The 26,504-nt window shown below is 49.9% G+C and carries 21 protein-coding genes and 1 tRNA gene; all 22 read right to left on the minus strand.

The genetic code is table 11. The annotated features are described in order from the left end of the window. Positions 1-437: 437 nt before the first annotated feature. The 22 genes from HMPREF1493_RS01550 to HMPREF1493_RS01655 all read right to left on the minus strand — a co-directional run bounded on the left by HMPREF1493_RS01550 (position 438) and on the right by HMPREF1493_RS01655 (position 26,446). A complete protein-coding gene (locus tag HMPREF1493_RS01550; RefSeq protein ID WP_035427277.1) occupies positions 438-1,169 on the minus strand; it encodes an anti-sigma factor antagonist in 732 nt (243 codons plus the stop codon). 85 nt (positions 1,170-1,254) lie between these two features. Beyond that, positions 1,255-3,672, minus strand: coding sequence for a GAF domain-containing SpoIIE family protein phosphatase (locus HMPREF1493_RS01555; RefSeq protein WP_232215484.1), 2,418 nt, complete (start codon positions 3,670-3,672; stop codon positions 1,255-1,257). Between the two features lie 88 nt (positions 3,673-3,760). Next, positions 3,761-3,850, minus strand: a tRNA-Leu gene (locus tag HMPREF1493_RS01560). A 107-nt stretch (positions 3,851-3,957) separates the two neighbouring features. Beyond that, the gene (locus HMPREF1493_RS01565) at positions 3,958-5,721 is read right to left on the minus strand and encodes an ABC transporter family substrate-binding protein (RefSeq protein ID WP_035427280.1); all 1,764 of its coding nucleotides are present in this window, start codon (positions 5,719-5,721) and stop codon (positions 3,958-3,960) included. Positions 5,722-5,893: 172 nt separating this feature from the next. After that, a complete protein-coding gene (locus tag HMPREF1493_RS01570; protein WP_035427281.1) occupies positions 5,894-7,927 on the minus strand; it encodes a dipeptide ABC transporter ATP-binding protein in 2,034 nt (677 codons plus the stop codon). Beyond that, positions 7,927-8,994 (minus strand): ABC transporter permease, encoded by a 1,068-nt coding sequence (locus HMPREF1493_RS01575; RefSeq protein WP_035427284.1) that lies wholly within the window; start codon positions 8,992-8,994, stop codon positions 7,927-7,929. The genes HMPREF1493_RS01570 and HMPREF1493_RS01575 overlap by 1 nt, the downstream gene beginning before the upstream one ends. A gap of 10 nt (positions 8,995-9,004) precedes the next feature. After that, on the minus strand, positions 9,005-9,997 hold the full coding sequence (locus HMPREF1493_RS01580; protein ID WP_035427285.1) for an ABC transporter permease: 993 nt from the start codon (positions 9,995-9,997) through the stop codon (positions 9,005-9,007). Positions 9,998-10,422: 425 nt separating this feature from the next. Continuing rightward, positions 10,423-10,674, minus strand: a complete 252-nt coding sequence (secG, locus tag HMPREF1493_RS01585) for a preprotein translocase subunit SecG (protein ID WP_035427287.1) — start codon at positions 10,672-10,674, stop codon at positions 10,423-10,425. Between the two features lie 174 nt (positions 10,675-10,848). Beyond that, the gene (tpiA, locus tag HMPREF1493_RS01590; RefSeq protein ID WP_035427289.1) at positions 10,849-11,616 is read right to left on the minus strand and encodes a triose-phosphate isomerase; all 768 of its coding nucleotides are present in this window, start codon (positions 11,614-11,616) and stop codon (positions 10,849-10,851) included. After that, entirely contained in the window at positions 11,609-12,799 is a 1,191-nt protein-coding gene (locus HMPREF1493_RS01595; RefSeq protein ID WP_035427291.1) for a phosphoglycerate kinase, read from the minus strand. Before HMPREF1493_RS01595 ends, tpiA begins: the two co-directional genes overlap by 8 nt. A gap of 88 nt (positions 12,800-12,887) precedes the next feature. Continuing rightward, entirely contained in the window at positions 12,888-13,913 is a 1,026-nt protein-coding gene (gap, locus tag HMPREF1493_RS01600; protein ID WP_012809010.1) for a type I glyceraldehyde-3-phosphate dehydrogenase, read from the minus strand. A 92-nt stretch (positions 13,914-14,005) separates the two neighbouring features. Continuing rightward, a complete protein-coding gene (whiA, locus tag HMPREF1493_RS01605; protein ID WP_035427295.1) occupies positions 14,006-14,974 on the minus strand; it encodes a DNA-binding protein WhiA in 969 nt (322 codons plus the stop codon). A 13-nt stretch (positions 14,975-14,987) separates the two neighbouring features. Beyond that, positions 14,988-15,905: an RNase adapter RapZ gene (rapZ, locus tag HMPREF1493_RS01610; protein ID WP_035427296.1), complete on the minus strand. Its 918-nt coding sequence runs from the start codon at positions 15,903-15,905 to the stop codon at positions 14,988-14,990. Positions 15,906-15,951: 46 nt separating this feature from the next. Next, positions 15,952-16,641, minus strand: a complete 690-nt coding sequence (locus HMPREF1493_RS01615) for an N-acetylmannosamine-6-phosphate 2-epimerase (protein ID WP_035427297.1) — start codon at positions 16,639-16,641, stop codon at positions 15,952-15,954. Between the two features lie 107 nt (positions 16,642-16,748). Next, positions 16,749-17,738, minus strand: coding sequence for an ROK family protein (locus HMPREF1493_RS01620; protein WP_035427299.1), 990 nt, complete (start codon positions 17,736-17,738; stop codon positions 16,749-16,751). 15 nt (positions 17,739-17,753) lie between these two features. After that, positions 17,754-18,677 carry a dihydrodipicolinate synthase family protein gene (locus HMPREF1493_RS01625; RefSeq protein ID WP_035427301.1) on the minus strand — a complete coding sequence of 308 codons (924 nt, stop codon included), beginning with the start codon at positions 18,675-18,677 and terminating at the stop codon, positions 17,754-17,756. A 117-nt stretch (positions 18,678-18,794) separates the two neighbouring features. Continuing rightward, complete coding sequence (locus tag HMPREF1493_RS01630) at positions 18,795-19,763, minus strand: acetylxylan esterase (RefSeq protein WP_051485210.1); 969 nt, start codon at positions 19,761-19,763, stop codon at positions 18,795-18,797. Continuing rightward, positions 19,760-20,800, minus strand: a complete 1,041-nt coding sequence (locus tag HMPREF1493_RS01635; RefSeq protein ID WP_035427303.1) for an acetylxylan esterase — start codon at positions 20,798-20,800, stop codon at positions 19,760-19,762. Before HMPREF1493_RS01635 ends, HMPREF1493_RS01630 begins: the two co-directional genes overlap by 4 nt. A gap of 66 nt (positions 20,801-20,866) precedes the next feature. Next, positions 20,867-21,688: an ABC transporter ATP-binding protein gene (locus HMPREF1493_RS01640; RefSeq protein WP_035427304.1), complete on the minus strand. Its 822-nt coding sequence runs from the start codon at positions 21,686-21,688 to the stop codon at positions 20,867-20,869. Beyond that, the gene (locus HMPREF1493_RS01645; RefSeq protein ID WP_035427306.1) at positions 21,689-23,728 is read right to left on the minus strand and encodes a dipeptide/oligopeptide/nickel ABC transporter permease/ATP-binding protein; all 2,040 of its coding nucleotides are present in this window, start codon (positions 23,726-23,728) and stop codon (positions 21,689-21,691) included. A 4-nt stretch (positions 23,729-23,732) separates the two neighbouring features. Then, positions 23,733-24,689 (minus strand): ABC transporter permease, encoded by a 957-nt coding sequence (locus HMPREF1493_RS01650; protein WP_035427308.1) that lies wholly within the window; start codon positions 24,687-24,689, stop codon positions 23,733-23,735. A gap of 155 nt (positions 24,690-24,844) precedes the next feature. Next, entirely contained in the window at positions 24,845-26,446 is a 1,602-nt protein-coding gene (locus tag HMPREF1493_RS01655) for an ABC transporter substrate-binding protein (protein ID WP_035427310.1), read from the minus strand. Positions 26,447-26,504: the final 58 nt, after the last annotated feature.

Genomic DNA, 26,504 nt, shown 5'->3' on the forward strand with positions numbered 1-26,504 from the left:
CGTGCCTTAACAACATGCGCGCCTGAAAAGTGCAAAGAATCTGTATTTTGAATACAGATTCTTTGACAAAATCAGGCAAATCCACAGATTCTTTTACTTATTTAGGCAGAAGTTACAGATTCTTTGAAGAAATCAGGCACGTTCTAACTAGGGTGCTGTCTCCAAATTTTGCGAGCCTGAAACCCCCACCATGTCTGAGTAAAACAGCTCAGACTTGGCGAGAAAAACCGGCAAATAGCTCAGACTCGGCGTGTTTTTCAGGCAAATCGTTCAGACTTGACGAGAAAATCAGGCTTGCAGCAGGCTCACACTCAGCTCACGCCACCCACCTGGCGAGAAACCCCATCCACTAGCAGCATTTACGCACAAGAAACCCGGCATCCACACGAAATAGATACCGGGTTGAAATCGACTTACGACCTGTACTCGCGCGCGTCCTAGCGCATCATCTTGACCAGGCGAACAATGGTACCGTTGCCGGAAGGTTTTTCCTGGATAGACACGGCGTCCATAAGCAGACGCATCAGCTTAACGCCGCGTCCACGCTCGGCAAACTGGCCGGTCTCGGGAGGCTCTTCCTCATCGGAGATGCTAAATCCACCACCGCAATCCGAGACGTCAATGACCACCCTGTCTGGATACGCGGAAACCGTGGTCAGCACGCCCTTCTCGCACGCGTGATCAACAGCGTTGCCAATAGCCTCGCCAACTGCAAGTTCAATATCAAACTTTTGATCCGAGGTAAACGGCAGCGTCTTCAGCAGCGCAATAGCCCTTGAGCGCGCATCGCACATTTTATTGGGATCAACTCTAAACGTTGTCTGAAACGATGGATGTGTGCCCGGTGCAAGCGGAGTCACGCGCGACTTAGCGGCGCAGGTACTTATAGGCATGAAATCGATAAGACCCATGCGCACCAAGGCCTTAAACGCCGTCGGTTGCACGTTGGTCAAGCTCATAAGACCGCCGAGCGTCTTCATGCGTCGAACAGCGCACACAATAAAGCCCATGCCGCAGGAATCAATGTACGAAACCTCCGCCATGTTCAGCACAATTCTTCTGCAGCCGCTATCAATGAGCTGCTCAATTTGAGCCTTCACGCGCGGGACTCCCCTCACGTCAAGGTCAGTATTGACTGAAACAACTGCTATGTTTGGCTGCGTATACATACGTTTCTTGTTCCCGCGCAGCAACAAGAATTTCAGATATCTACACTTTTTAGCGAGAAAATCGTTTCCTTGGCGAGAAAATCGTCTAGTTGTTCTTCTCGCCAGAGTCGCCGCTGCCAGACACGCCAGAGTCGCCGCTGCCAAACGCGATAGAGTCAGCGCCGCCGAGCGCGCTAGAATCGACGCCGCCAAGCTCGTCAAAGCGCAAGGCAACCATGGCAACGTCGTCGTCAAGCCTTCGGCCGGTATAGCGATCAAGCGTGCTCAAGAACCTATTGAGCAGACCATCAAAGCCACGAGGAACCTCGTTCATAATCATGTCTCGCAGGCCAGTTTCGCCAAAGAACGCGCCTTCGGGACTGCGAGCCTCTGTGGTTCCATCGGTGTAAAGCAGCAGGATATCGCCCTCGTGCAAGCGAATCGTACCGTTTTTGTACTCCATGTCGTGAAACGCGCCCACAACGCCCGACTGTACGTCCAAAAGCTCAGCGTCGCCCGATTGAGCAGACACCAAAATCGCAGGTGGATGACCAGCGGAGCAGTAGGTCAGCGATGAAGTTGTGAGGTCAACAATACCAACAAAGAGCGTTGCAAATGTTTCTACTCTCGAGAAGCCCAACAGGAATTCATTCAGCGTTGCCACCATACGAGCGGGAGTCCTTCCCTCCCACGCGTATGCGGAAAGTGCCGTTTTAACTGCGGACGAGATAGATGCTGCCTCAATACCCTTGCCAGAAACGTCACCCATAATAATGCACGCGCGACGACCTGGCAGCTTAATCATGCTGTAAAAATCGCCACCAACAAACGCGTCGGCGGTTGCAGATGAATAAATTCCCTCGGCAGAAATTCCTTTTACCTTCTGTAGGTCATTTTTCATGCCCGACTGCAGCGCCTGGGAGATATGCTTATTTTGCTGGCTCTCTTCGGCACCAACGGCCAGAGAATGAACCAGGAGCATCACGCGGTCCAAGAAATCAAGCTCAATGTCGCTTAAGGGCTCAGCGTTTTCTTCTCGCAAGAAAAGCCAGGTATGCTGTTCTCCTGCAAACTTACCCAAGAAAAGCACAGCTCCCTTGCAGGGCAAACCTTGTGCAGCAAGCGCGCGACTCAGCTCAGATTCAAGCTCAACCTCTTTGACTGACGCCTCGCCCTCTCCTGTCTTGAGTCCCTCAACCGTCGATGGAAGCGCAATCTGGTTGCCGCCGGCCTCCGCCGCAGCCTGTGCGCCACCGGCCTCCGCTACGGCCTGTGCACTGTCTTGCGCACCGTCCTGAGCGTCGTCAAACGCTTGCTCAGCACCAAGCGCATGGAGCGTAATGTTGCCTGTAACCTCACAGCAATCTACCGAGAAAACCTGTACATTTAGATCGGTACCCACCGACCTCATAACCTGCTGTAATCGCTCACCAGAGATCTTCTCGCCTTCTGCAGCGCTGTGGAGAAGTCCTTGGCGCACGCGAGCTAATGCCTCGCGAAGCGTGTCTCTACGCTGCGTTCTCATGGCCGACAACGCGCCTACAAGCTGCACCGAGAGGTAATTTGCAATGGAGTCCAGAAGTCTTGCGTCTTCAACCAGAAGTGCACGTTTGCGCTCCCAGCCCACTTCAATCAGGGCAACAATGTGTCCACCAAACCACACTGGCACCACAAGAAAGCTGGTAAACGGAGGCAAATGACTTGCGTCAACGGTTATGACCTCACGAGTTTCTTCGTTAACAAGGTTGCGCTTTTTAACTCTTCCCTGCTTGAGCGCTCTAGAGTTCAAAGGCATGGTATGCAAGCGAAGTGCGTGCTCGGAATAAAACGTCAAACGCTCCAGAGAGCTGTTAAATGCAAAGTAGCGAGGAATTCTATCCAATGACGCACTTCTCAAAGACTCCGTTGCACCATGAAGGTGGTACCCGTCTTGCTCAGCAAGATAGATAAGCGCACCATCAGCCTCGACAGTCTCTGAGAGCTCTTCTAACACGCGCTCGATAAGCTGACCCATATCTTCCGAGTCAAGCGTGTCCAAAACAATCTGAAGCGCTCCTGAGAGCCTCTTATTGGCTCGGCGAAGGTCCAACACCATTCGTTCATCATCGTGCATAGGGCTAGCCATGTCACGAAGCTTAGAGGCAGTCAAAACAATAGCTTGTGTAGGCGCACCAACATAATCTGCACGCACACTCAAAACCTGCGACGTTCCGTCATGAGCAGGAGCAGCCACCATGGAAGTGGAGCCATCAATCGCAAACGGCAACAACTCTACAGAAAACGGCTTCTGCAAGTTTTCTTGATTTGCAGGGGTAAACAAAAAGCGAACATCCAGACCAGCAATGGTGCCGTCTTCCTTAGCAAATAGGCTTTCGGCCTCTTCATTGGCGAGAAGAACCATGCCCTCCATATTAAAAACAATGACTGCATCGCTGGTCAGGCGCAGCAACTGAGACAGAGTTGCGGCAACGGTTCCGTCGACAACTCCCTCAACACGCCTTACACTCAGCTTGTTATCTGCCACAGTCACTCCTTACCAACAAGGAAAAACAAATCACATTGCCTAAGTATACGAAAAAGGCGGACCTCCGAAGAGATCCGCCGAAATTTCGTGGTGTCGGAGGCGGGACTTGAACCCGCACAACCGTTAGTAGGTCACTAGCACCTCAAGCTAGCGCGTCTGCCAATTCCGCCACTCCGACTTGCTTTGCAGCGAGGGATATACTAACACATCTTCAAGCAACTTTACTGAGAAAAATTAAAAACTTTTCTCAAAAGAACTTTGCGAGAAGATCGCCTTGTCCCTTGCTTACTTCTGCCAACCAACAATGGTTGCTGGTGTGCTCTGGAAGAGTGAAGGACCAAAGTTAGCAAGACCCTTCTTGACAACGTAGCAGTCTGGACCAGTGTAGACAGGAAGATATGCGTAAGTCTGCATCATCTTCTTCTCAGCCTCATTCATGAGCTTCATGCGCTCATCAAAGTCCTTGGTAGAGACAACCTTTGCAAACATCTCATCGGTCTCTGCGGAGCCCTGCTGACCAAAGTTGGAACCAGACTCAGAACCATAGAGCTGGCCACCGTTGTTGTAAGAAGTTGAGGAGCCAACCCAACCAAAGAGGCAGACATCCCAAGAGCCAGAGGTAAGAACATCAGAGAACTCAGAAGATGGGTGAGAATCAAGGGTAAGGTTAATACCAGCATCCTTGCACATCTTCTGGATTGCAGCAGCACGGTTCTTGACAGTAGTACCGTCACCGAACAGTGTGTAACTAAAGGTTACCTGCTGACCGTCCTTCTCGTAGTAATCACCATTGAGCTTATAGCCTGCGTCCTCAAGGGTCTTCTTTGCAGCAGCCTTGCGCTCGTCAGCAGACTTGAGATTCTTGATATCGTCTGGGAGGTTATTGTCATAACCAGCTGCCCAGTAAGGCCAAAGCATAGAACCTGGTGCATCCTCTTTCCAGTTAACACCCTGGAAGACAATGGAAACGATAGTTGCAGGATCAACAACCTGGCAGAATGCCTTACGAACTGCAACATCCTGAAGAGCACCGCGAGTAGAGTTAAGCTCGATAACAGCAATAGACATACCAAGACCACGACGAATCTGAGCCTTATCACCAAGACCGGTGAAGTTAGAGAGGAGCTCAGCAGAACCTGCGACGGAAGTACCAGTAGTATCAGTCTCTTCGTTCTTGAATGCGTTAATGGAAGCCTGGGTATCCATCTGCTTGTAGACAAGGGTATCAAGCTTAGGAGCGTCACCCCACCACTTTGGATTTGGCTTGAAGGTTACAGCAGAGTCATCGAAAGAATCAACAATATAAGGACCAGAACCAAGCTCGTTGTGTGGCTCATTGTTGTAACCATTGTTGAAGAAGTCTGGATCCTGAAGCTTTGGGTGCAGAGCATAGCTCAAGATGCTCTCGATTGGATAGACTGCCTCCTTCATGGTAATAACAGCAGTCTTAGCAGTATCACCCTGCTCAACAGACTCATACTTGTCATAACCATCAGTTGAAGAAACCGCAAACTTTTTATTCTGACCACACATAGTGATGAATGCGGTCTGAATTGCGGTCCAATCAATAGCGGTACCATCGTTGAAGGTGGCCTGATCAGTGAAGGTCAGGGTAGCAACCTGTTTGCCGTCCTTCTCCTCTACCTTGAAGTCCTTGATGTAATCCTTGTTTGGCTCAAACTTATCGCCATCAGCATTGTTAAGGAACAGGTCACGAGGGTTGATAAGACCGTGAAGGATGTTCATGTAAGAGGTATTACCAGCAAGTTGGTAATAATTCCACTGTGGACCAATCTCGTTGATTGGCTGAGTCAGAGTACCGCCATCCTTAACCTCATCACGAGACTTAGGATTGTTGTACGTCTTGCCCTTCTCTGGAAGTGGAAGCTGATCCAGAGGAGTGTTTGCAGGAGAGCCGTCCTGTGGCTCAGTACCTGTGGTGGTAGAGCTGCTCTGAGGATTTGATGGAGCACAACCAGCAAGGCCAAGACCTGCGGCGGTGATTCCAGTCAGAGCAAAGAACGAACGACGGGAAAAACTGTCAGCCATATGATCACCCATTTCGTTAAAGGCCTACAGATATTCACTTAACTATACGAAATTGCCTGAAAATACTCCATAGCAGAAACATTCCCGTAACAACCTCGTTCACTATTTGTAACAAAGAAAAACCCACACCTAGTTTTAAGTGCGGGTTTTCAGAAAATTTATTGAATCTTTGTTACTCGTTAGAGATGTGAGTAGCAGGAACCAGCTTACCATCCTGATAAATCATGCGCTCACGGGTACGCTCAATCTTTGGATCAGGAATTGGAATAGCCGAGAGAAGCGCCTTAGTGTAAGGATCTTGTGGGTTAGTAAAGACGTCTTCAGTCTCACCGTACTCAACAATCTTGCCCAGGTGCATAACAGCAACCGTGTCAGAAATATGACGAATAACAGCAAGATCGTGAGCAACAAAGAGATAAGAAATCTTCAACTGAACCTGAAGATCCTCAAGGAGGTTAATAATACCTGCCTGAATGGAAACGTCCAGAGATGCAATTGGCTCGTCCAAGAGAAGAATCTTTGGACTTGTTGCAAGAGCACGAGCAATAGCAATACGCTGACGCTGACCACCAGAGAACTGGGATGGGAAGCGGTCAACATAGTCTGGGTTGATACCAACCAGACGCATAAGCTCGCCAATACGAGTATTAATATCCTCTTTGTTCCAACCCTGTGCCTGAAGTGGCTCAGCCAAAACGTCATAGACAGGCATACGTGGGTCCAGAGAACTCATTGGATCCTGGAAGATAACCTGAAGATCTTTACGCAGCTCTCTACGCTGTGCAGCGTTCTTAAGCTCAGCAACATCTTTGCCAAGGACCGTAATACGACCATCCTCAGGCTTCAGCAAATCCATAATCTGCATCAGAGTTGTTGATTTACCAGAACCGGACTCACCAACCAGTGCAAGAGTTTCTCCCTCATGGATCTCAAAGCTTGCACGGTCAACAGCAGTCATAGTGCCCTTGCTGCGCCTAATAAAGCCCTTACCCTGAACAGGGAAAGTCTTGGTAAGATTCTCAACCTTGAGTACAACAGGACGCTCGTTACGAGGTACATCAACCCACTTTGGAAGGATTGGCTCAAAGTCTGGATACACCTCAGCGTAAGTGAGGTTCTTCTCGCAAATCTCCTGAAGGTGATGGCAAGATGCCAAGTGACCCTCGGCAGCATTTGCAGGAAGCAGCACTGGCTCTTTCTTGGAGCATTCCTCGGTAGCCATAGGACAACGTGGGTTAAAAGGACAACCAGTTGGAATAGCAGCAAGTGATGGTGGATTGCCCTTAATAGGAACAAGCCTATGCTCTGCCTGAAGGTGAGGTTTTGGAACAGCACCCAGAAGGCCCATGGTATAAGGATGACGAGGCTCAGCAAAAAGCGTATCAACACTTGCGCGCTCTACGCCACGACCTGCATACATAACCATAATGTCATCAGCGGTACCTGCAACAACACCAAGGTCGTGAGTAATCAGAACAACTGCTGCGCCCGTCTCTTTCTGTGCAACCTTCAAGACGTCAAGAATCTGAGCCTGAATAGTTACGTCAAGAGCGGTGGTTGGCTCGTCTGCAATGATGATGTCAGGATTGTTTGCAATTGCAATTGCGATAACAACACGCTGGCGCATACCACCAGAGAACTCATGTGGGAAAGAATCCAGACGATTCTCTGGATCAGTAATACCAACAATGGAGAGAAGCTCAATACAACGCTTACGAACGTCTGACCTGCTCATATGAGGATTGTGGGTAAGCAGAGCCTCTGCAAGCTGATCTCCAATAGAGAACATTGGGGTCAAAGCAGACAGTGGATCCTGGAAAATCATAGAAATCTTAGTACCACGAAGCTCTGACATCTCTTCGTCGGTCTTACCAATGAGCTCCTCATTACCAAGCTTAATAGAGCCGGTAACGTGAGCATTGTCATCAAGAAGACCAATAAGAGACAGAGCGGTTACTGATTTACCAGAGCCAGACTCACCTACGATACCAAGAGTACGGCCGCCCCAAAGGTCAAAGTTAACACCGCGAACTGCGTCTACACGACCAGCCTCAGTATTAAAGGAAACCTTAAGGTTACGAACAGAAAGAACTGGATCTCCTGTTGGAGCACCCTTTGGACCGTTTGACTCAAGCAGCTCGTAGCGAAGGACATCGTCCATCTCTACACTTCCCTGCTTTGTTGAAGTAGTAGTAGTGTCAGACATTATGCACGCTCCGTAGTTTCTTCAGAAACGATGCTACCCTCAAGATCGCCGAGCTGAGCGTCATCCTTGGAAGAATCCTCTTCCTGATCTTTGACGCTACCAGCAGCGCGTGAATAAGGGTCAAAGGCATCGCGAAGGCCATCGCCGATGAGCTGCAGGCCAACACAAACAACAATCAGAAATGCCGATGGAATCAGAATCATCCATGGAGTAGTAAGCATTGCAGAAGAACCAGCACTCAGAAGGTAACCAAGAGAAGTATCTGGTGCTTTGATACCAAGACCCAAGAAGCTGAATGCAGTCTCAGAGTTTACGCCGCCAATAACAGCCAAGACCAAGTCAATAATAAGAATTGAACCAAGGTTTGGAATAAGGTGACGAACAATGATGGTAAATGGTGGAACACCCATATACTTAGCAGCCTTGACGTAATCTCTCTCACGCAAAGACAGAGCCATGGTGCGGATAGTACGCGCGCGGCCAATCCAACCAAAAGCAGTCAGACCAAAGATAAGCATGAGCCAACCAGACTCACCACCTGCTGCACGAACAATCATAGCAACCAGCAAGAAGCTAGGAATGACCATGAGCATATCAAGAAGCCACATACCAATCTTCTCTGGAATGCCGCGGACATAGGCAATGGCAGTACCAATAATTGCAGAGATGATAGTAGTCAAGATTGCGTAGCTAATACCAATGGTCAACGAACGACCAAGGCCGTGGACAACGCAGGCATACAGGTCAATGCCAGCACCATCAGTACCAAACCAATGCTTTGCATTAGGAGCCATGTTAATTGCAGTAAAGTCAGCATCTGTGTAATTAAACGGAGTGGCATATGGTCCAAAAACTGCAATGAGAACCATAATTCCAAGAATAATCAAACCGATTACTGCAGAACGCTGGCGGAAGAAACGCCTTGCAATCAGGCCAGCATAGCTAATTCTTTTAACTTCTTTATTGTCAGACTTAGCATCTGCCTGAAGCTCACGCTCAGCGTTAGTAAGACCTGCATCAATGGAGACGTTTTTCTCGTCTTTGTTCTGAAGCTCTTCTTTAGACATGTCCGCCTCCTTAGCTCATCTTAATTCGTGGATCAAGAGCAGCAGCAAAGAGGTCAGCCAGAAGAGCGCCAACAAGAGTCATTGCGCCAGAGAATGCTGCAACTGCAACTGCACCGTGAATATTGTTGTTGTTAATACAGTTAATGAAGTACTCACCAAGACCGTGAATTGCAAAGACCTTCTCGGTCATAACAGCACCTGTGAAGATACCTGCAAGAGAGAAAGCAACTGAAACAGCGGTTGGAATCAAAGAAACGCGAAGAGCGTGCTTACGAATTGCCTTCTTACGAGTAAGTCCCTTTGCGCGAGCAGTACGGACATAGTCTGCGTGCATCTCGTCAAGCAGGTACGTACGCTGAGAGAGGTGGTAACCAACGGAGCTTACGATAGTAAGAACAATGGTTGGAAGAATAATGTGCTGGAGGAAGTCAATGAGCCAAGTGAAGAAGTTTCCGGTATCTCCACTGGAAAGATCGGTAACGTAGAAAATACGAGAACCGGCACGTGCGTTAATCTCGATTGCTGCAAAAACAATCAAGATTGCCATAACAACGGTTGGAATAACCAGCAAAACCGAAGCAACACCACTTAAGAAGCGGTCCTGCCACTGATACTGACGTTGGGCGGTATAAACGCCCAGGCTAACACCAATAACAACTGACAAAATAGTTGCTGGAGTCATGAGCTCAATGGAAGCCATAAACTTTGAGCTCATCTCACGGTTAACATTATCGCCTGTTGGAGTCATACCAAGATCAAACTTGGTAAATAGATTGGTAACCCAAACCTGATAACGTTCAATAACTGGAGTCTTATCATTCAGATTAGTCCTATACAGGTTTTCCTCAATAGACTCCTGTGGAGGACGTGGAGTACGCTGCTCAAAGTTGGAGCGTGGGTTCATAAATGATGATGCGAGGAAGAATGTGAGCGAAGTTGCAACAAAAATCATCACAATGTAGCTCAAAATCCTCTTTGTAACGTACCAAACAAACCGTGCCATTGACTCTCCTCACCGCCTTGCGCTTATCCACCCGATAAGCGAGGTTTTCTCGGTATGGCAACCTAGCATTCCTACAACAAACATGCCGTGAATACACAGCAAAGTGCAATTTTACCATGGATAAGCTGCTTAACCCAAAAAATATCTCTTAGATAAGCAAGATTATGCATACCAATCCCAGTAAAACGTATCCACATATAATGACTGTTTGACTCCAGCGTACAGGTCACAATCAAATTTGTTTACATATGAGAAACGTTATTGAAAATTCTGTTAAGAAGTAACAGATAACTTCTATCTGCCGCACACTGCTTTTTTTGCTGGTATTCCTAACAGCAAATTTTCACATACTCCGCAGACTACGAATAAAAAATGCCGAGAAACTCGGGTTTCTCGGCAGGTAATTCAAAAGTAAAAGGAGCTGCTTAGCCAATAGCGCCAACAGGGAACGTCAAAGCCATCACAATAGCACAGACCAAGAAGATGGTTGTAGTGATGACGGTAAGGCGATCAAGGTTCTTCTCCATAATGCCTGAACCAGCGCTTGCGTTATACATAGATGCAGCAATCATGTCAGAAACGCCGGTGCCCTTTCCGGAGTGTGCCAAAACAAGCAGCACCGTCAAAATGCCAGAAAGTACAAACAGCACTAAAAGAATTGTATTCAGAACGCCCACGAGGTTCCCCCTCTTGCTGGCGAGAAGATCCAGCCCTAGTTATTTTCACGTACAAGAGAAAAGAATAGCACACGCCACTCCCCTTTGGGAATGACGTGTGCCAAGTTGCAAAACAAACAAGAACTTAACAGATGGGAAAACCACCTCACCGGTGGTAAGAAGCTTTGCCAAAGTTTAGTTCATTGCGCTCTTTACCATTGCAACGAAGGAATCGGCTTTGAGAGATGCGCCACCAACAAGTGCGCCGTCGACGTCCTCTTTCTCGAGGAAGCCACCAACGTTCTCTGGCTTTGCAGAACCACCGTAAAGAATACGGATACCGTCTGCAATTTCTGCGCCAAAGATCTCTACCAGGGTCTTACGGATTGCGCCGCAGACTTCCTGTGCGTCATCAGCAGTTGCAGTCATACCAGTACCAATTGCCCAGATTGGCTCATAAGCAATAACGTACTTGGAAGGATCTGTAATCTCTAGACCCTTGGTATCTGCCTTAATCTGGTCAACAACAAACTGAACGTGAGTACCAGCGTTGCGAACCTCAAGAGACTCACCGCAGCAAGAAATAGGAACGATGTCATGAGCCATCAGTGCCTTTGCCTTGCGATTAATGTCCTCGTCGGTCTCGCCAAAGTAGCCACGACGCTCGGAGTGACCAATGATGCAGTAAGCTGCACCAACAGAGGTCAGCATCGCTGGAGAGGTCTCACCAGTAAAGGCACCAGACTCCTCCCAGTACACATTCTGTGCAGAGAGAGCAACAGAAGAGTTGGCCTGGGTAAGAACCTCAGAGACGCCCTTAAGGTCTACAAGAGGTGGAGCAATAACAACATCAACGTTTCCGGTGCCGGAAGCAAGCTGATCGACAATTCCCTGAGCAAGCTCAACGCCCTCAGCGAAAGTCTCATTCATCTTCCAGTTACCTGCGATCATACGATTACGCATCGAGAAGCGCCTCCACTCCTGGAAGTGCCTTACCCTCAACGAGCTCCATGGAAGCGCCGCCGCCAGTGGAAATCCAGCTCATCTTGTCAGCAAGGTGGAACTTGTTAACTGCTGCAACGGAATCGCCGCCGCCGATGATAGAGGTGCAATCAGCATCTGCAACAGCACGAGCAACAGCCTCGGTGCCCTTTGCAAACTGGTCAAACTCAAAGACGCCCATAGGACCATTCCAGAAGACGGTCTTTGCGCCCTTGATAGCCTCAGAGTAAAGCTCAACAGTCTTAGGACCAATGTCCATACCCATGCGGTCTGCAGGAATCTGATCGGAAGGAACTACCTCGCCAACAGCGTCCTCACCAAAGTGATCGGTAACAACGTTGTCAACAGGAAGCAGAATCTTAACGCCCTTCTCCTCAGCCTTCTTGAGCATCTCACCTGCGCGCTCAATCCAGTCTGGCTCCTGAAGAGAAGTACCAACGGTATAACCCTTAGCCAGGAAGAAGGTGTATGCCATACCGCCGCCGATGATAAGGGTATCAGCGGAGTCGATAAGGTGATCAAGAACACCAATCTTAGAAGAAACCTTGGAGCCACCAACGATAGCTACAAGTGGGCGCTCTGGGTTAGAGAAGATAGAGGTAAGAGTATCAACCTCTTTCTCAAGCAGGAAGCCAGCATATGCAGGAAGGTAAGCTGCTGGTCCAACAACAGAGCCCTGTGCACGGTGAGCGGTACCAAATGCATCAAGAACAAAGATGTCACCATAAGATGCAAGGGTCTTTGCAATCTCTGGATCGTTCTTCTTCTCACGCTTGTCAAAGCGGACGTTCTCAAGAACAAGAACCTCGCCGTCCTTGAGTGCGTCTACAGCCTCACGGGCCTTCTCGCCATAGGTGTCCTCAACAAACTTAACCTCGTGGCCAAGAAGCTCAGCAAGCTTCTCTGCAGCTGGGCGCAGGGAAAGCTCTGGCTGGAAGCCGGTGCCATCTGGACGACCAAGGTGGCTCATCAGGATGACCTTTGCGTTGTGGTCGAGAAGATACTGGATGGTTGGAAGTGCAGCGCGAACGCGGGTGTCGTCAGTAACAACGCCGTCCTTTAGAGGCACGTTGAAGTCAACGCGCATAAGAACGCGCTTACCATCAACATCTGCATCGCGGACAGTCTTCTTTGTAAAAGCCATGTCACTCCTTTAAATACGTTTCCAACAAAAGAAGGCGCGATCGCGGCAGATGCTGCGACCGCGCCTAAGGCGTCTATGTAACTAGAACTTAAGCAACGAACTTCTCGAAGTACTTGATGGTGCGGACCATCTGAGAAGTGTAGGAGTTCTCGTTGTCGTACCAAGAGGTGACCTGAACAAGAGTGGTGCCATCGCCAAGGTCAGAGCACATGGTCTGGGTTGCGTCGAAGATGGAGCCGTGGGTCTCACCGACGATGTCGCGGGAAACAATGTCATCCTCGTTGTAACCAAAGGTCTCTGGGATGGTCTCTGCATATGCCTTCATTGCAGCGTTGACCTCGTCAACGGTGACCTTCTTGTCAACAACAGCATAGAGGTTGGTGAGGGAGCCAGTTGGCGTAGGAACGCGCTGAGCAGCACCAATAAGCTTGCCGTTGAGCTCAGGAAGAACAAGGCCGATAGCCTTAGCAGCACCAGTGGAGTTAGGAACGATGTTCTCTGCACCAGCACGGGAACGACGGAAGTTACCCTTGCGCTGTGGGCCGTCGAGGATCATCTGGTCACCAGTGTATGCGTGAATGGTGGTCATGATACCGGACTTGATAGTTGCGAAGTCGTTGAGGCCCTTTGCCATAGGAGCAAGGCAGTTGGTGGTGCAGGAAGCTGCGGAGATGATGTTGTCATCTGCAGTGAGGGTCTCATGGTTAACGTTGAAGACGATGGTTGGGAGGTCATTGCCTGCAGGAGCAGAAATGACAACCTTCTTAGCACCAGCGTTGATGTGAGCCTGTGCCTTGTCCTTAGAAGTGTAGAAACCGGTGCACTCAAGAACAACGTCAACGTTGAGATCGCCCCAAGGCAGGTTGTTAGCGTCTGCCTCCTTGTAAATAACAATCTCGTGACCGTCAACGATGATGGAGTGGTCAGTTGCCTCTACCTTGTGATCGCGGGAATAGTTGCCCTGAGTAGAGTCATACTTCAGAAGATATGCAAGCATCTCTGGAGAAGTAAGGTCGTTGATTGCAACAATCTCGGAACCCTCGTGACCAAACATCTGCCTAAATGCAAGGCGACCAATGCGGCCAAAACCGTTAATAGCAACCTTTACTGCCATACGTAATGCTCCTTTCGGTGACCCAGAGCCATTCTCCGGATTCATTAACATTTAAACCGTACACCGAGTATTTTACCGCACTCGCCGATAACTTATGCATCTTTTTCTAAATCCTGAACGATTTTTTCCAAACGAAGCAATCGGTGATACATAGCGGACTTGGATACGGGTGGTACAAACGACTCCCCTAGCGCTGATAACGACAGCTCAGGGTTATCTTTTCGTGCAAGACAAAAATCTCTGACCGCTGGCGGCAGAGCTCTGAGTCCAACGAGTTTCTCGGCCTTTTCTATGAGCGCTAACTGGTCTGCCGCTGCATTTGAAGACCGCGTTTGATTTGCCATCTCTGCGTTGACAACTCGGTTTACGTTGTTGCGATAATGCTTTTGTACGCGCGTAAACGCGATAGCGCGCGCCATGGTGGGCGCACCAATCTCTCGCAAAAACTTGATGATGTCGTCAGAGCTCTTAAGGTAGACGGCATAAATTTCTCTGGTACGCATGAGCGCATTGGTATGGCGGTTACGATGATTAAGACGCGCCTTTACACCAATGGATCCCATAAGTTTTACCAGCTCAGTGGCAAATCTTTCTCCCGAGACAGCAATCTCTAAGTGAAAATCTTTTAAGGGATCGGCCAAAAATCCGCCCGCCATAAACGCTCCGCGCAAAAAAGCTCGCTGCGCCTGTTTGGTGCGGATAACGCTTTTAGGAATGCCACTTACCAGGCCTTCTCCCGGTATATAAATGCCAAGAGCGGACAGTGCTTCTGCAAGTGAATCCTGGTTAGAAATCTCAAGCAAATAGTTACGTTTTTTATGCATGATAGAGCGACGGTACTCAACGGAAGTACCCAGATCAAACAAACGGCGAGAAGAACTAATAACGGTACGGGCAACCGTGCCAGTCTCGGTAACAATGCGAACGGCAAATTTACCAGGACCGTGCATCGATAACGTGCCGGAAACACGAATAAGCGCAGAAAGCTGGGCTAATTCACAGTCCGTCTGAAGTTCTGGTACGCTGACCAGCTCATTTTTTACCAAGGCAGTATAGGACATAACAGACTAACTTCTACTCAGCCTGCTGAGACTTCTTCTGAGCCGCATCAAGATCGCGATGGAAAAGCGTTACGCGATAGCCCTGGCTATTAAGGTGCTCTGCCGTAGCACGTGCGATTGCAACACTTCTATGCTGGCCGCCCGTGCAGCCTACCGCAATAGAGAGCAAGCTCTTGCCTTCCTGTACGTAACCAGGCATAACCACGTCAAGCAGCTCAAACCAAGACTTAAGGAATTTCTTGGTAGTGCCATGCGTAAGGACAAACTGAGCTACTGGCTCGTCAAGGCCGGTAAGTGGCCTGAGCTCTGGATCATAGTAAGGATTGGGCAGGAATCGCACGTCAATCATAAGGTCAGCCTCAACGGGCAAACCATTTTTGAAGCCAAAGGAAAACACGCTAACATCCATAAGCTGCTGTTCAGCAAGCTCTGAAAATGCACGACGAAGACGACTCTTGAGCGTATTAGTACGCATAGATGAGGTGTCTAGGACAACATCTGCCAGCGCTTTTATGTCTTGAAGCTGTGCGCGCTCCTTAGAAATTGCAGATGAGAGATGTTCTCCCTCCTGCGCTAAAGGATGACGACGGCGATTCTCGCTATAGCGACGCATAAGCACTTCGTCTGAGGAGTCCAGATAGACAATCTTGTAGGTGAGCTCGTGATCTGCAAGAGACTTCAGCGCTTCAGAAATGTCATCAAAAAGACCTTGCGAGCGCAAATCGCAGGTAACGGCCAAGTGGCGGCCAACACCCGTGTTAATGCCTACAAGGTTAGAAAGCTGCAAAATAAGAGCTGGTGGCAGGTTATCAATGCAGAAATAACCCATATCCTCAAACACGTGAAGCGCCTGCGTACGACCCGATCCAGACATACCCGTAATAATGACAATGTCGGGAATAACTGAAGATGTAGGATCGTTTTTCTTCACAGGCGCTCCTTAAATACGTGACGAGAAAACCTTACCGCTCCAAGCGTTAATCCTCAAGTGCTGCAGCAAACCAAGAGGTAATTGAAGTTGGATGTGTAATGGCTGTACCTGAAACAACCGCCCAAGCGCCTGCATCCAGAGCATCTTTTGCGTCTTGTGGTGTATGGACGTGACCCTCGCAAATAATGGCGATACCTGGGAATTCAGTAGTTGCCTGCTGAAGAAGGGCAATATCAGGGCCATCATCGAGCGTTGTATCAATAGCGGCCTTGTTGTGAGAAAGTGTAGTTGAAACAAGGTCACAACCAGCGGCAACAGCGCGACGGATGTCATCCATAGTCATGCAGTCAGCCATAATCAGCACGTCAGACTCTGCGCGCAGAGCTGCAACGGTCTCTTCAAAGGTTCTACCATCTGGCCTTGGACGGTCTGTTGCATCCAGGGCAACAACATCTGCGCCAGCGTGAATACAAGCACGCGCATGACGAAGCGTAGGAGTAATGTAGACGCCTTCGTGACCCTCTTTCCAGAGGCCAATAACAGGAATTTCAACCCTACCCTTAATGGCAGAGATATCAGACAAGCCCTGGCACCTAATAGCTGCAGCGCCGCCAAGCTCACAGGCGCGCGCAATCTGAGCCATGGTCTCTGGATGCCTCATAGGCTCACCAGGATACGCCTGGACGCTGACAATGAGCTTTCCTTTAAGTGACTCAACAAGCTCTGAATATGCCACGGTATTCTCCTCACAAGAATGTACGTACGTTAAAGGTGTGTGTCTTTACTGCGTGCTAGATCAGCAAGCCAAGTCAGCAAGCTTTTTTGTGACTTGGCGCCTCTTGCCTAAAGACGCGTCTCTAAATAGCCAGGTAGAACAAGGTTTTCTGCAGCTCCAATAAGAGGGGCTTCTCCACCAAGCGTGCCCTTCACAATAGGCGTTGCCTGAACAGGAGGCATGGCCTGCAACTTAAATGCAGCTTCAAGTGCCTCATGCCAGTACTTGCCACACTCTGCAACGGAGCCAGACAGAATGATGACAGAAGGGTCAAGCATGTTGCACATGCTGCCCAAGACCTCACCAAGTGCGCGGCCTGAGCGCTCCTCTGCAGCTTGAGCGATCTTCTCGCCATCAAGAGCCCTGCGGTCAATCTCTGCGCCATCAAGAGCGGATCCATCTTCAAGCGTATCGGAGCCTCCAAGACGGACGTACTCGCGGATAATGCCAGGACCTGCAGAAACAGGCTCGAGGTGAGAAGTTCCACCACAAGGGCAGTCAACGCCGGCTGCTGCTGGAGTTGCAACGTGACCAATGTGACCAGCCTCGTCGTGAGCACCCAGCATCAAGATGCCGTGGTTCACAAAGGCGCCACCAATGCCCGTGCCAACTGCTACGGTAAGAACGCTATCTTTGCCGTGACCAGCACCGTGGCGAGCCTCGCCCAGAGCGTGAGCATGAACGTCATTAAGAACGCTGCACGGAAGGCCAAACTCACTGGTAACTGCAGAGCCAAGAGCGGTTCCACCCCAGCCGGGCATAAGCTCATTTGCATAGGTGATGTCGCCCGTACGAGGGTCAACAACACCAGCAGAAGAAATACCCACGCCAGAGATAGTAAGGCCCAGCTCTTCTGCGCGAGCAAGTGCCTCTCTAATTGCCTGGAGAACGGTGGCAAGAACCTGCTTGCCACCCTCTTTTGCGTTAGTTGGGACCTTCTTTACGGACTGGACGTTTGGAACGTCAGTGCCGTTAAGGGTGACTATGCCACAGGCAATTTTTGTGCCGCCAATATCAACGGCGCAAACATGTGTTGGAGAAACAAACTTAGAGTCCATGGTGTCCCCTCTTGTTTAGAGAAGGCCGTTTGCAATAAGAACCTGCTTGACTGCCTCACGGTTCTGGCCATCAAGTGGCTTAACAGGGCGAGGCATCTGGTCAGAATCAAAAATGCCCATGAGGTTAAGTGCGCACTTGAATGCTCCAACGCCAGCGCCATAGCCCTGAACGCCTGAAGTGACATCAAAGATGTGGGAAATCTCGTTAAGTCGGTCCTGCTCACGCTTGACCTCTGCCCAGTTACCTTCCTGAGCTGCCTTCCACATGCGGACGTATCCCTCTGGCTCAACATTAGCAAGGCCAGGAACAGAACCGTCTGCACCAGACAGAAGAGCGCCGTCAACAACAATCTCATGGCCGGTCAGAAGGGTCAGAGGGTGACCGTTCTTCTCGTTTTCCTGAACAAGATACCTGAAGGAGACGTCATCGCCAGAAGAGTCCTTAACGCCTGCAAGAACACCCTCTGCGCCCAGACGAGCAAGCATCTTCCAAGGAAGCTTAGTGTGAACACAGACAGGAATGTCATACGCAAACAGAGGTGCATCCAGCTCCTGGTGAAGAATGCGGAAGTGCTCCTCAACATCAGCTGGGCCACCAAGTGCATAGAAAGGAGCGGTTGCTACAAGAGCATCTGCGCCCAGTGCGAGGGCACGGCGACCGTGCTCCAAGACACGCTCGGTCTCGGTATCGATGATGCCCACAAGGACCGGAACGCGGTGGTCAACAATGCGAACAGCCTCGCGCACAATCTGATCGCGACGCTCATCTGTTGCAAAAACAACCTCGCCAGAAGAGCCAAGGAAGAACAGGCCGTCTACGCCAGCCTCAATGAGACGATTAATAGAGCGCTCAAACGACACAACATCAAGCTGATGGTCTGGGGTATCTGGGGTTACAACTGGTGGAACAACACCGCTAAATGGTACGTTACTGGACATGCTTTATCCTTTCACACGTTGGAAAATCCAACTGGTTTCATACAACAATGTACTGAAGTAGCCGACCAAAGCATTGATCAAAAGCAACTTCAAAGAACCTACGTAATTATAGTCCGCTTAGTTATGACAAAGCCCTGATATAACCTCGCAGAGATAGTTGATTTGCTCGTTCTCAAACTGATTAATACGCTCGTGGCCAAACTTGGGATACACGCGCATTTCCTTCTGTCCTGGCAAGCGATTGTACAGCGCAAACGTTCCTTCAGTTGGAGCGCTCTGGTCCAGCAGGGCCGTACCGATAAGCGCAGGTACACGCACCAGCTCTGCCGCGCACGCGCTGTCGAGAAGACCGACCGCGTCGATAGCTGCATCTGACTGCGGGGTGTCTCCGCACCCGACATGCGCTCGCAGGGTTGTTGCGTTGTCGGCAAAGAGCGGGTTCAGTGCCATGGTAACGCTCACTTCCTTGGGCAGAAGCGCTGCTGCAAACAAAGCCTGCGAGCCGCCTAGACCTTCTCCCCAGGTGACGATTGTGCGCCCGAGGAAGCGCGATGCAACCGCGGCGGTTACCAGTGCGTCATCGATGAGCTGCTTGAGCGTGGAGGATGCGGCGTCATCTGGGTTGCTGAGCGCGCGGGCAAGCTCCTCTGCCGTCAACACTCCCCTCCAAGCGTCTTTGAGTGACGCTTCGCACGGGCGAGCCTCTAGGGCTACAACAGGCATACCAAGCGCCGAGAAACGCAATAGGTGCAGCCAGCTACGCACTCCCCGACCAAGATCGGAGAAGAGCACCACCACTGGTAGCTTTGCCGAGGCGGACAGCTCTGCCGAAGCTAGCGGTTCTGCCACCGATGCACCCGCTGGGAGAACGACGCGAGCACGCAGCTGCGTCTGGTCAGTTGAGGTGAATGTGATTCGCTTAAACGTTGCCGCCTGGGTAGCAGACGGAAGCTCAACCACACTCTCTACCTGAGCGTTTTGTGCAAACGTTACAGGCGTCTGCCAAAATGATTCAAAGTTTGATGGTCTAAGCCACGCACCGCGATAAGAACGGGCATCTTCAAGCCTTTGTGTTAAACCCCTCATGCTTTCACCTCGCCTTCTGCTTGAGCAGGAAATGACGAGTCCAGCGCTTCAAGAGCTTGCTCTCCCTTGTCTGAGCAGAAGAAATCAATGATCTTATCGTCAAAATCGCCAATCTCTTCATGCGCATATCCGGGATAAAGAAGATGTCTCTTTGGGCAGGTCAAGGCATTGTAAGCCGCAAACTGAGCCTCGGGAGGAACTACCGGATCATCAAGCCCAGTACCAAAAAGCACAGGACAGGTAACCAGGCGTGCAAAATTAGCTGAATCAATATAGGCAAGCTTTGCAAAGACCTCATCAGCGCGAGAACCATCTGCGTCAAACCAGCGGGAATAATAACGGATGCCCTCGTAGGCCACCTCATCAGCATTAAGCTCCCACACGCACCTAAAATCAGTGAGGAAGGGGTAAAGAATTGCCGCCCTATTAATCAGGTCTTGATTGAGTGCGCAAGTGGCAAGGCCAATTCCGCCTCCCTGCGAGGCGCCGTTTACAAAAACGCGGTCTGTATCAATTCCTTCGAGCTCGCGGACAATCCTGCAGAGCAAGTGAATGTTCTGATACAAATGAACAAAGTAAAGGTCCTCTACAGGTCCATCTAGTCCGAGCACCAAGTGACCAGAGACGGTAGTGCTCTTATATGAGCTTCCGTCCAAACTGCGGCCACCCTGCCCAGGATTATCAAGCGCAATCAGTGAGCAGCCCAAGCCTAGAAATGAGCTCTGCTCAAACCAACTGCGAGAAGCCCCTGGATAACCGTGGAACTGTAGAACAAGCGGAGTTTGTACGCCCGAGGCAGTCTGTGGGCGCAGATACTTTGCGTAAACTTCCGCGCCATCAATTCCCACAAACGTCAAATCAAAAAAATGAGCTGAAGCAGATGACGTGACTTCTGTTGAAGGTACAATCTGCCAGCTAAGAGGAGCGTTATCCGCTTCCTCCATACGTGCCTTCCAAAACGCCTCAAAATCTGAAGGATAAGGCGTCAGAGCATGAGCTGCCTTCAATTCTGCAAGCTCAAGCGTTTCTTGGTGCATTGATCCACCTAACAAGCTAAAAGAGCGCAGCCTAAGCTGCGCTCTGGTCAAACAAAAACGTAAGCGCTACTCACCCAGTTTAGGATGAAGCAAAGATGGCGCAGCACCCAAAAGCGTCTTAGTGTAAGGATCTGTTGGATGCTCAAAGACCTGCTTAGCAGGACCATCTTCCATAATCTGACCGTGATTCATGACAATGATGCGGTCAGAAACATAGCGAACGGTCTGGATATCGTGCGAAATAAAGATCATCGAGAGGCCCAGCTCAGACTTAAGGTCAGTAAGCAGGTTCAAGATTTGTGCACGAACAGAAACGTCCAGTGCGGAAGTAGGCTCGTCAGCAATGATTGCCGATGGGTTCAGAGAAAGCGCACGTGCAATAGCAACACGCTGACGCTGACCACCAGAAAGCTGACCAGGAAGGGCGCGAAGTGCCGAATGTGGAAGTCCTACCAGACCGACAAGCTCATTAATACGGGCTTCTCGCTCCGCCTCTGTGCCTACCTTATGCACGAGCAGTGGATCCATGAGCTGGTCTTTAACAACCATACGAGGGTTAAGAGCAGTTGCTGGGTCCTGGAAGACAACAGAGACAACGCGGCCAATCTGCTTCCTAAGCTCTGGAGTACGTTTGGTAACATCCATTCCCTTGAAGTACACATGGCCGGATGTTGGTGACTGAAGGCCACACATGACATTTGCGGTAGTAGACTTTCCGCAGCCAGACTCACCAACAATACCAATGGTCTCACCAGGCATAAGCTTAAGCGAAACATTTTGTACTGCGTGAACCTTATTAGGCTTAAAGATTGAGCCCGTACGCGTCTTAAACGTAACCGAAATATCGTCGAGGAAGATAATTGGCTGCTCTTCAGTTGTTGTAGCCATTTACCTCACCTCCTTTTGAGAACGCTCAAGGTAAGGCACAAGACCATGCTCCTTCAGATACTCATCAGGCAGCTCGGAGAAACGATGGTGCTTACCAGGAATCTCCTTAATAACAGGATGTACCTCAAGACCCAAGTCTGGATGGCTTGAACGAGGAGCAAACCTATCGCCTGTTGGGAAATCCTCTGGAGAAGGAACAGAACCTGGTACCTGGTGAAGTCTGGTACCGTCCTGTGCGCCTTCCTCAATGGAAAGAACAGAGCCGAGAAGACCGCGGGTGTACTCGTGAACAGGATTGGTCAGAAGCTCAGTAGTAGCTGCCTGCTCAATAACCTGACCTGCGTACATAACGGTAATCTCAGAAGCAACCTCTGCAACAAGTGCAAGGTCGTGGCTAACAAAAATCATTGCAAAGCCAAGGCGACGCTGGAGGTCATTCAAGAGCTTGATAACCTGCTTCTGAACAGTAACGTCCAGAGCGGTTGTTGGCTCGTCGCAGATAACCAGAGAAGGATCGCGGGTAAGAGCCATAGCAATCAGAACACGCTGACGCTGGCCACCAGAAAGCTCGTGTGGATAGGACTCAAGCGTACGCTTTGGATCCAGGCCTACAAGCTCCAGAAGCTCCTCTGCAGAACGGGTGCCTCCCCTGCTGGTAAGCTGCTTCATCTGAGAAGAGATAAGCATAGAAGGGTTCAAGGAAGACAGTGCGTCCTGGTAGACCATTGCAAGCTCGTGTCCAAGCAGCTTACGGTGCTCTTCTTTGGAGAGCTTCAGGAGGTCTTGGTCTTTGTAGAGAACCTCGCCAGTAATGGTTTCCTTTGGATCAGTCAGACCCATGATGACCTTAGTGGTAATAGACTTACCGCAACCAGACTCGCCAACCAGTGCCATGCACTGACCAGGACGAACATCAAAGCTTACGTGGTCAACAACCTTAACGTCTCCGTGAGACTCAAAGCTGATGCAAAGATCTTTAACACTCAGCAATGGCGCAACATCAAAGTCTGGCTTACGCCTATCAGTTCTGGAAAGCTCAACTTCTTTAAGTGCGTTGAGTCTGCGCTCAAGAGACTCCGCCTGCTCTGCGTAGGCACGAACTGGATCAGATGCAAGGATGTCATCTGCACGCCTGGAGTCAGAGTTCTCTGTATCAACAGGAGCGCCAGGTGCTGCTGCCATAGCGTCAGTAAGACCCTCGGAGAGGATATTCAGCGCCAGGCAGGTCATCATAATGGCTAGGCCTGGGAAGAATGCCTGCCACCAACGGCCAGCAAGAACGCCAGCACGAGCATCAGCCAGGATATTACCCCATGTTGGAGTTGGCTCTGCAATACCTGCACCAATGAAGGTCAGAGATGCCTCAAAGATGATTGCGTCTGCAACAAGCGTAACGGTAAAGACCATGATTGGAGCAATGCAGTTACGAAGAACATGCTTCCACAGAATCCATGGTGCACGAGCACCAGAAACAATGGTTGCCCTTACGTAATCCTCGCCGTACTCGCTTACGATGTTTGCACGAACAATACGCGCAATCTGTGGCGTGTACATAAAGCCAATGGCAAAGATGATTGAAGGAACGCTGTTACCAAGAATAGAAACAAAGACTGCTGCAAGAGCAATGCCTGGGAACGACATGATGATGTCGAGCACACGCATGATGACCTCAGAGACAGCCTTTCTAGAAACAGCTGCAATTGCACCAATAATTGAGCCACACAGCAGTGCCATACCCGTAGCGCCAAAGCCAATGACCAGTGAATACTGACCACCATAAAGCATACGAGAAAGAATATCGCGGCCCTTATCGCCAGTACCAAAAATGAATCCATTGCCTGGAGCCTGACGAGCGTTGAAAATCTCAAGTGGGTTATGTGGAGCAATAAAGTTTGCAAAGACAGAAGCAAGAACAACAAAGACAAGAATGACAAGAGCAATCTTGGAAGCTGTCTTCATCTTCTTAAAGCCACCAAAGGTTGAACCCTTTGCTGCAGCTTCTTCGAGCTTCTCGACTTGTTTTTTTCTCATTTGTACCATCGCACTACACCGTCCTAATGCGTGGGTTAATCAAGATGTACAACATATCAACAACAATGTTGATGATGATGAAGGACAGTGCAACGACAACAACAACGCCCTGAACAAGCATTGCCTCGTTACCCTGGATGCCCTCGAGAATAGCGGTACCCATGCCAGGAAGGTTAAAAATAACCTCAATGACAACGGCGCCACCCATGAGGTAACCAATCTTCAGACCAAGCGTGGTTACAGGGGTAATAAGAGCGTTGCGAAGTACGTTTCTTGCGATGACAATTCTCTCTGGAATACCAGCGCCGCGAGCAGTGCGGACGTAGTCCTTATCCAGCTCCTCAACCATTGCGGTACGAACAATACGGGTCATCTGACCAGACATTGGAACCGCAAGTGCAAATGCCGGCATAATCATACGAGCAAAGTAGCCGCCAAGATTTACCGTAGGATCTGGTAGTGCTCCAGAGGCTGGTAGCAGTTTAAGCGTAGACGCAAAGACCAGAATCAAAAGAACTGCCAACCAAAATGATGGCGTTGCAAGACCGGCAATTGAGAATACGCGGATGATTTGATCGGGCCATTGATCTCTATAGAGAGCCGCAATAACGCCCAACGTAAACGAAACTATTGCGCCAATAAAGAGACCCATAAAGGTCAACTGCATAGTTACTGGCAGAGCCTTTGAAATTCTTTCAGCAACTGAATAGTGAGAAGTGCCGTAGGTACCCAAGTTTCCATGAGCAACATCACCGATATAGCGTACATATCTCACAGGCCATGGATCATCAAGGCCATTCTCAATGTGATACTGCTGGATAGCTTCTTCAGAAGCAGACTCTCCCAAGGCATTGTATGCAGGATCAACATGCGAGAAAGACATTAGGAAGAATACGAGAAAGGTGACGCCTAGAGCCATAATCGGCAGCGCAATAAGACGGCGTCCGATAAGACGTAATAGGTTGTTCACTATCTCCCCCTCTCTCTTTAAAACAAACCGTACAAATAAAATTTGATGAGACTTTGCACATCTCAGGACTGAATTTTGCGAACAAGAGCCCGAGCGTTATAAGTAAAACGCTCGGGCCCCAATGTATGAGATGCTAAGCGCGTGACGACAACAAATTAGCTAGCAGTAACTGTGTTGACATCAATGAAGGACAGGCCGGTGGTTCCAATGCCCTTGAAGCCCTTGAGAGCAACGCCGTTGCTGTTTGGCTTCTCGCTCCAAGAAGCGGTGAAGGTCTTAGCAAAGAGAACTGGGTACAGAGGTACGTTCTCAGCGATAATGTCGAAGCACTCGTTCCAAGTGGACTGCTGATCAGCACCAGACTGGCCAAGAGCCTTGGTCATAAGATTGTGGAGCTTGGTCCACTCATCAGACTCCTTCCATGGGCAACGCTTGGTCATCCAGACGTTATCGCCATACCACCAGTTAAGCAGCAGGTCGACGTCTGCGCCGAAGCAGGAAGGATCGCCAGGGGCAAGCAGGATGTCCCAGGAACCGTCAACTGCGTCGATTGCAGCATAGGTTGCTGGAGAAGTATCGGAAACGATGCTTACATTAAAGCCAAGTGCATCAAGGTCGTTCTTGACCTGAGTTGCCATGGACTTAACCTGCTCGTTATCGGTGGTGCGGAGAACAACATCACCTGGAGTAATGCCAGAATCAGCAATGAGCTTCTTAGCCTTATCTACATCGTGTGCATAGACAGTAGATGCCTTGTGATAGTTAGCAAAGGAAGAAGGAAGGTAGCTGGTAGCAACCTCAGCCTGGCCAGAGAATGCGTTTGCAAGCATCTTGTCTGTATCAAGTGCATAGAGGCATGCCTGGCGAACCTTAACGTTGTCCCAAGGAGCCTTGCCAAGGTTGAACATTGCAAAGCGGACACCAAAGCCCTGAACAGCGTCAACGGTGCAGCCTGCGCCCTTGAGCTGATCTACAGCGTCTGCAGGAACCATTTCCATAGCAAGGGTGGTTCCGTCCTGCTGAGCGGTCAGACGAGCGGTTGGATCCTTAAGGACGTCATAGTGGAGCTTATCGTCCTTAGCAGGAGTTGCGCCGTTGTAGTTTTTGTTAGGAACAAGGTCAAGAGTGTTGTCAGAGATGGACTCAAACTGCCATGGACCAGAACCAACTGGCTGCTTCTTCATCTCATCCTGAGAGCTGCTTGCTGGAACAACGCGAACAATAGACAGGCGCTCCTTGAGGAGGGAGAAGTTAGCAATAGTGGTCTTAACGGTGACGGTCTTGTCATCCTTCTTCTCTACGGAAGCAATTGGAGCGAGCATTGGGACGTAAACGCTACCCTTAGCAGCGGAACGGTTGAAGGACTCAACAACGTCATCAGCCTTTACCTCGTTACCATCAGAGAACTTTGCGCCGTCACGGAGGGTAATCTCAAAGGTGTAATCGTCAACCTTCTTAGGATCAGCAGTAGCCAGCTCATTGAATGTTGAGTAGTCGTGGAAGTTAAGACCGTAGAGGCCCTCAACTACCTGCCAGTTAACACCAAGAGCAAGTGCTGATGAAGTAGTAGATGGATCATAGTTCTGGGTTGAATAAGCGGTACCAGCAGTAATTGTGCCGCCGCCTTCCTTTCCAGATGGAGCTTCAGCTGCCTTCTGCTGTCCGCCACCACAAGCGGTGAGACCAAGACCAGCTGCTACAGTTGCTCCGCCAAGGAAGCCGCGACGCGAAAGTGGACGGTTAATAAACTCGCTCATTTCTGCCTCTTTCTAAAAACTCTCCTTGCCACAACGTGGCACCAATGCCACTTGTGTG

The organism is Atopobium sp. ICM42b (genome assembly GCA_000564995.1).
Taxonomy (GTDB): Bacteria; Actinomycetota; Coriobacteriia; order Coriobacteriales; family Atopobiaceae; genus Lancefieldella.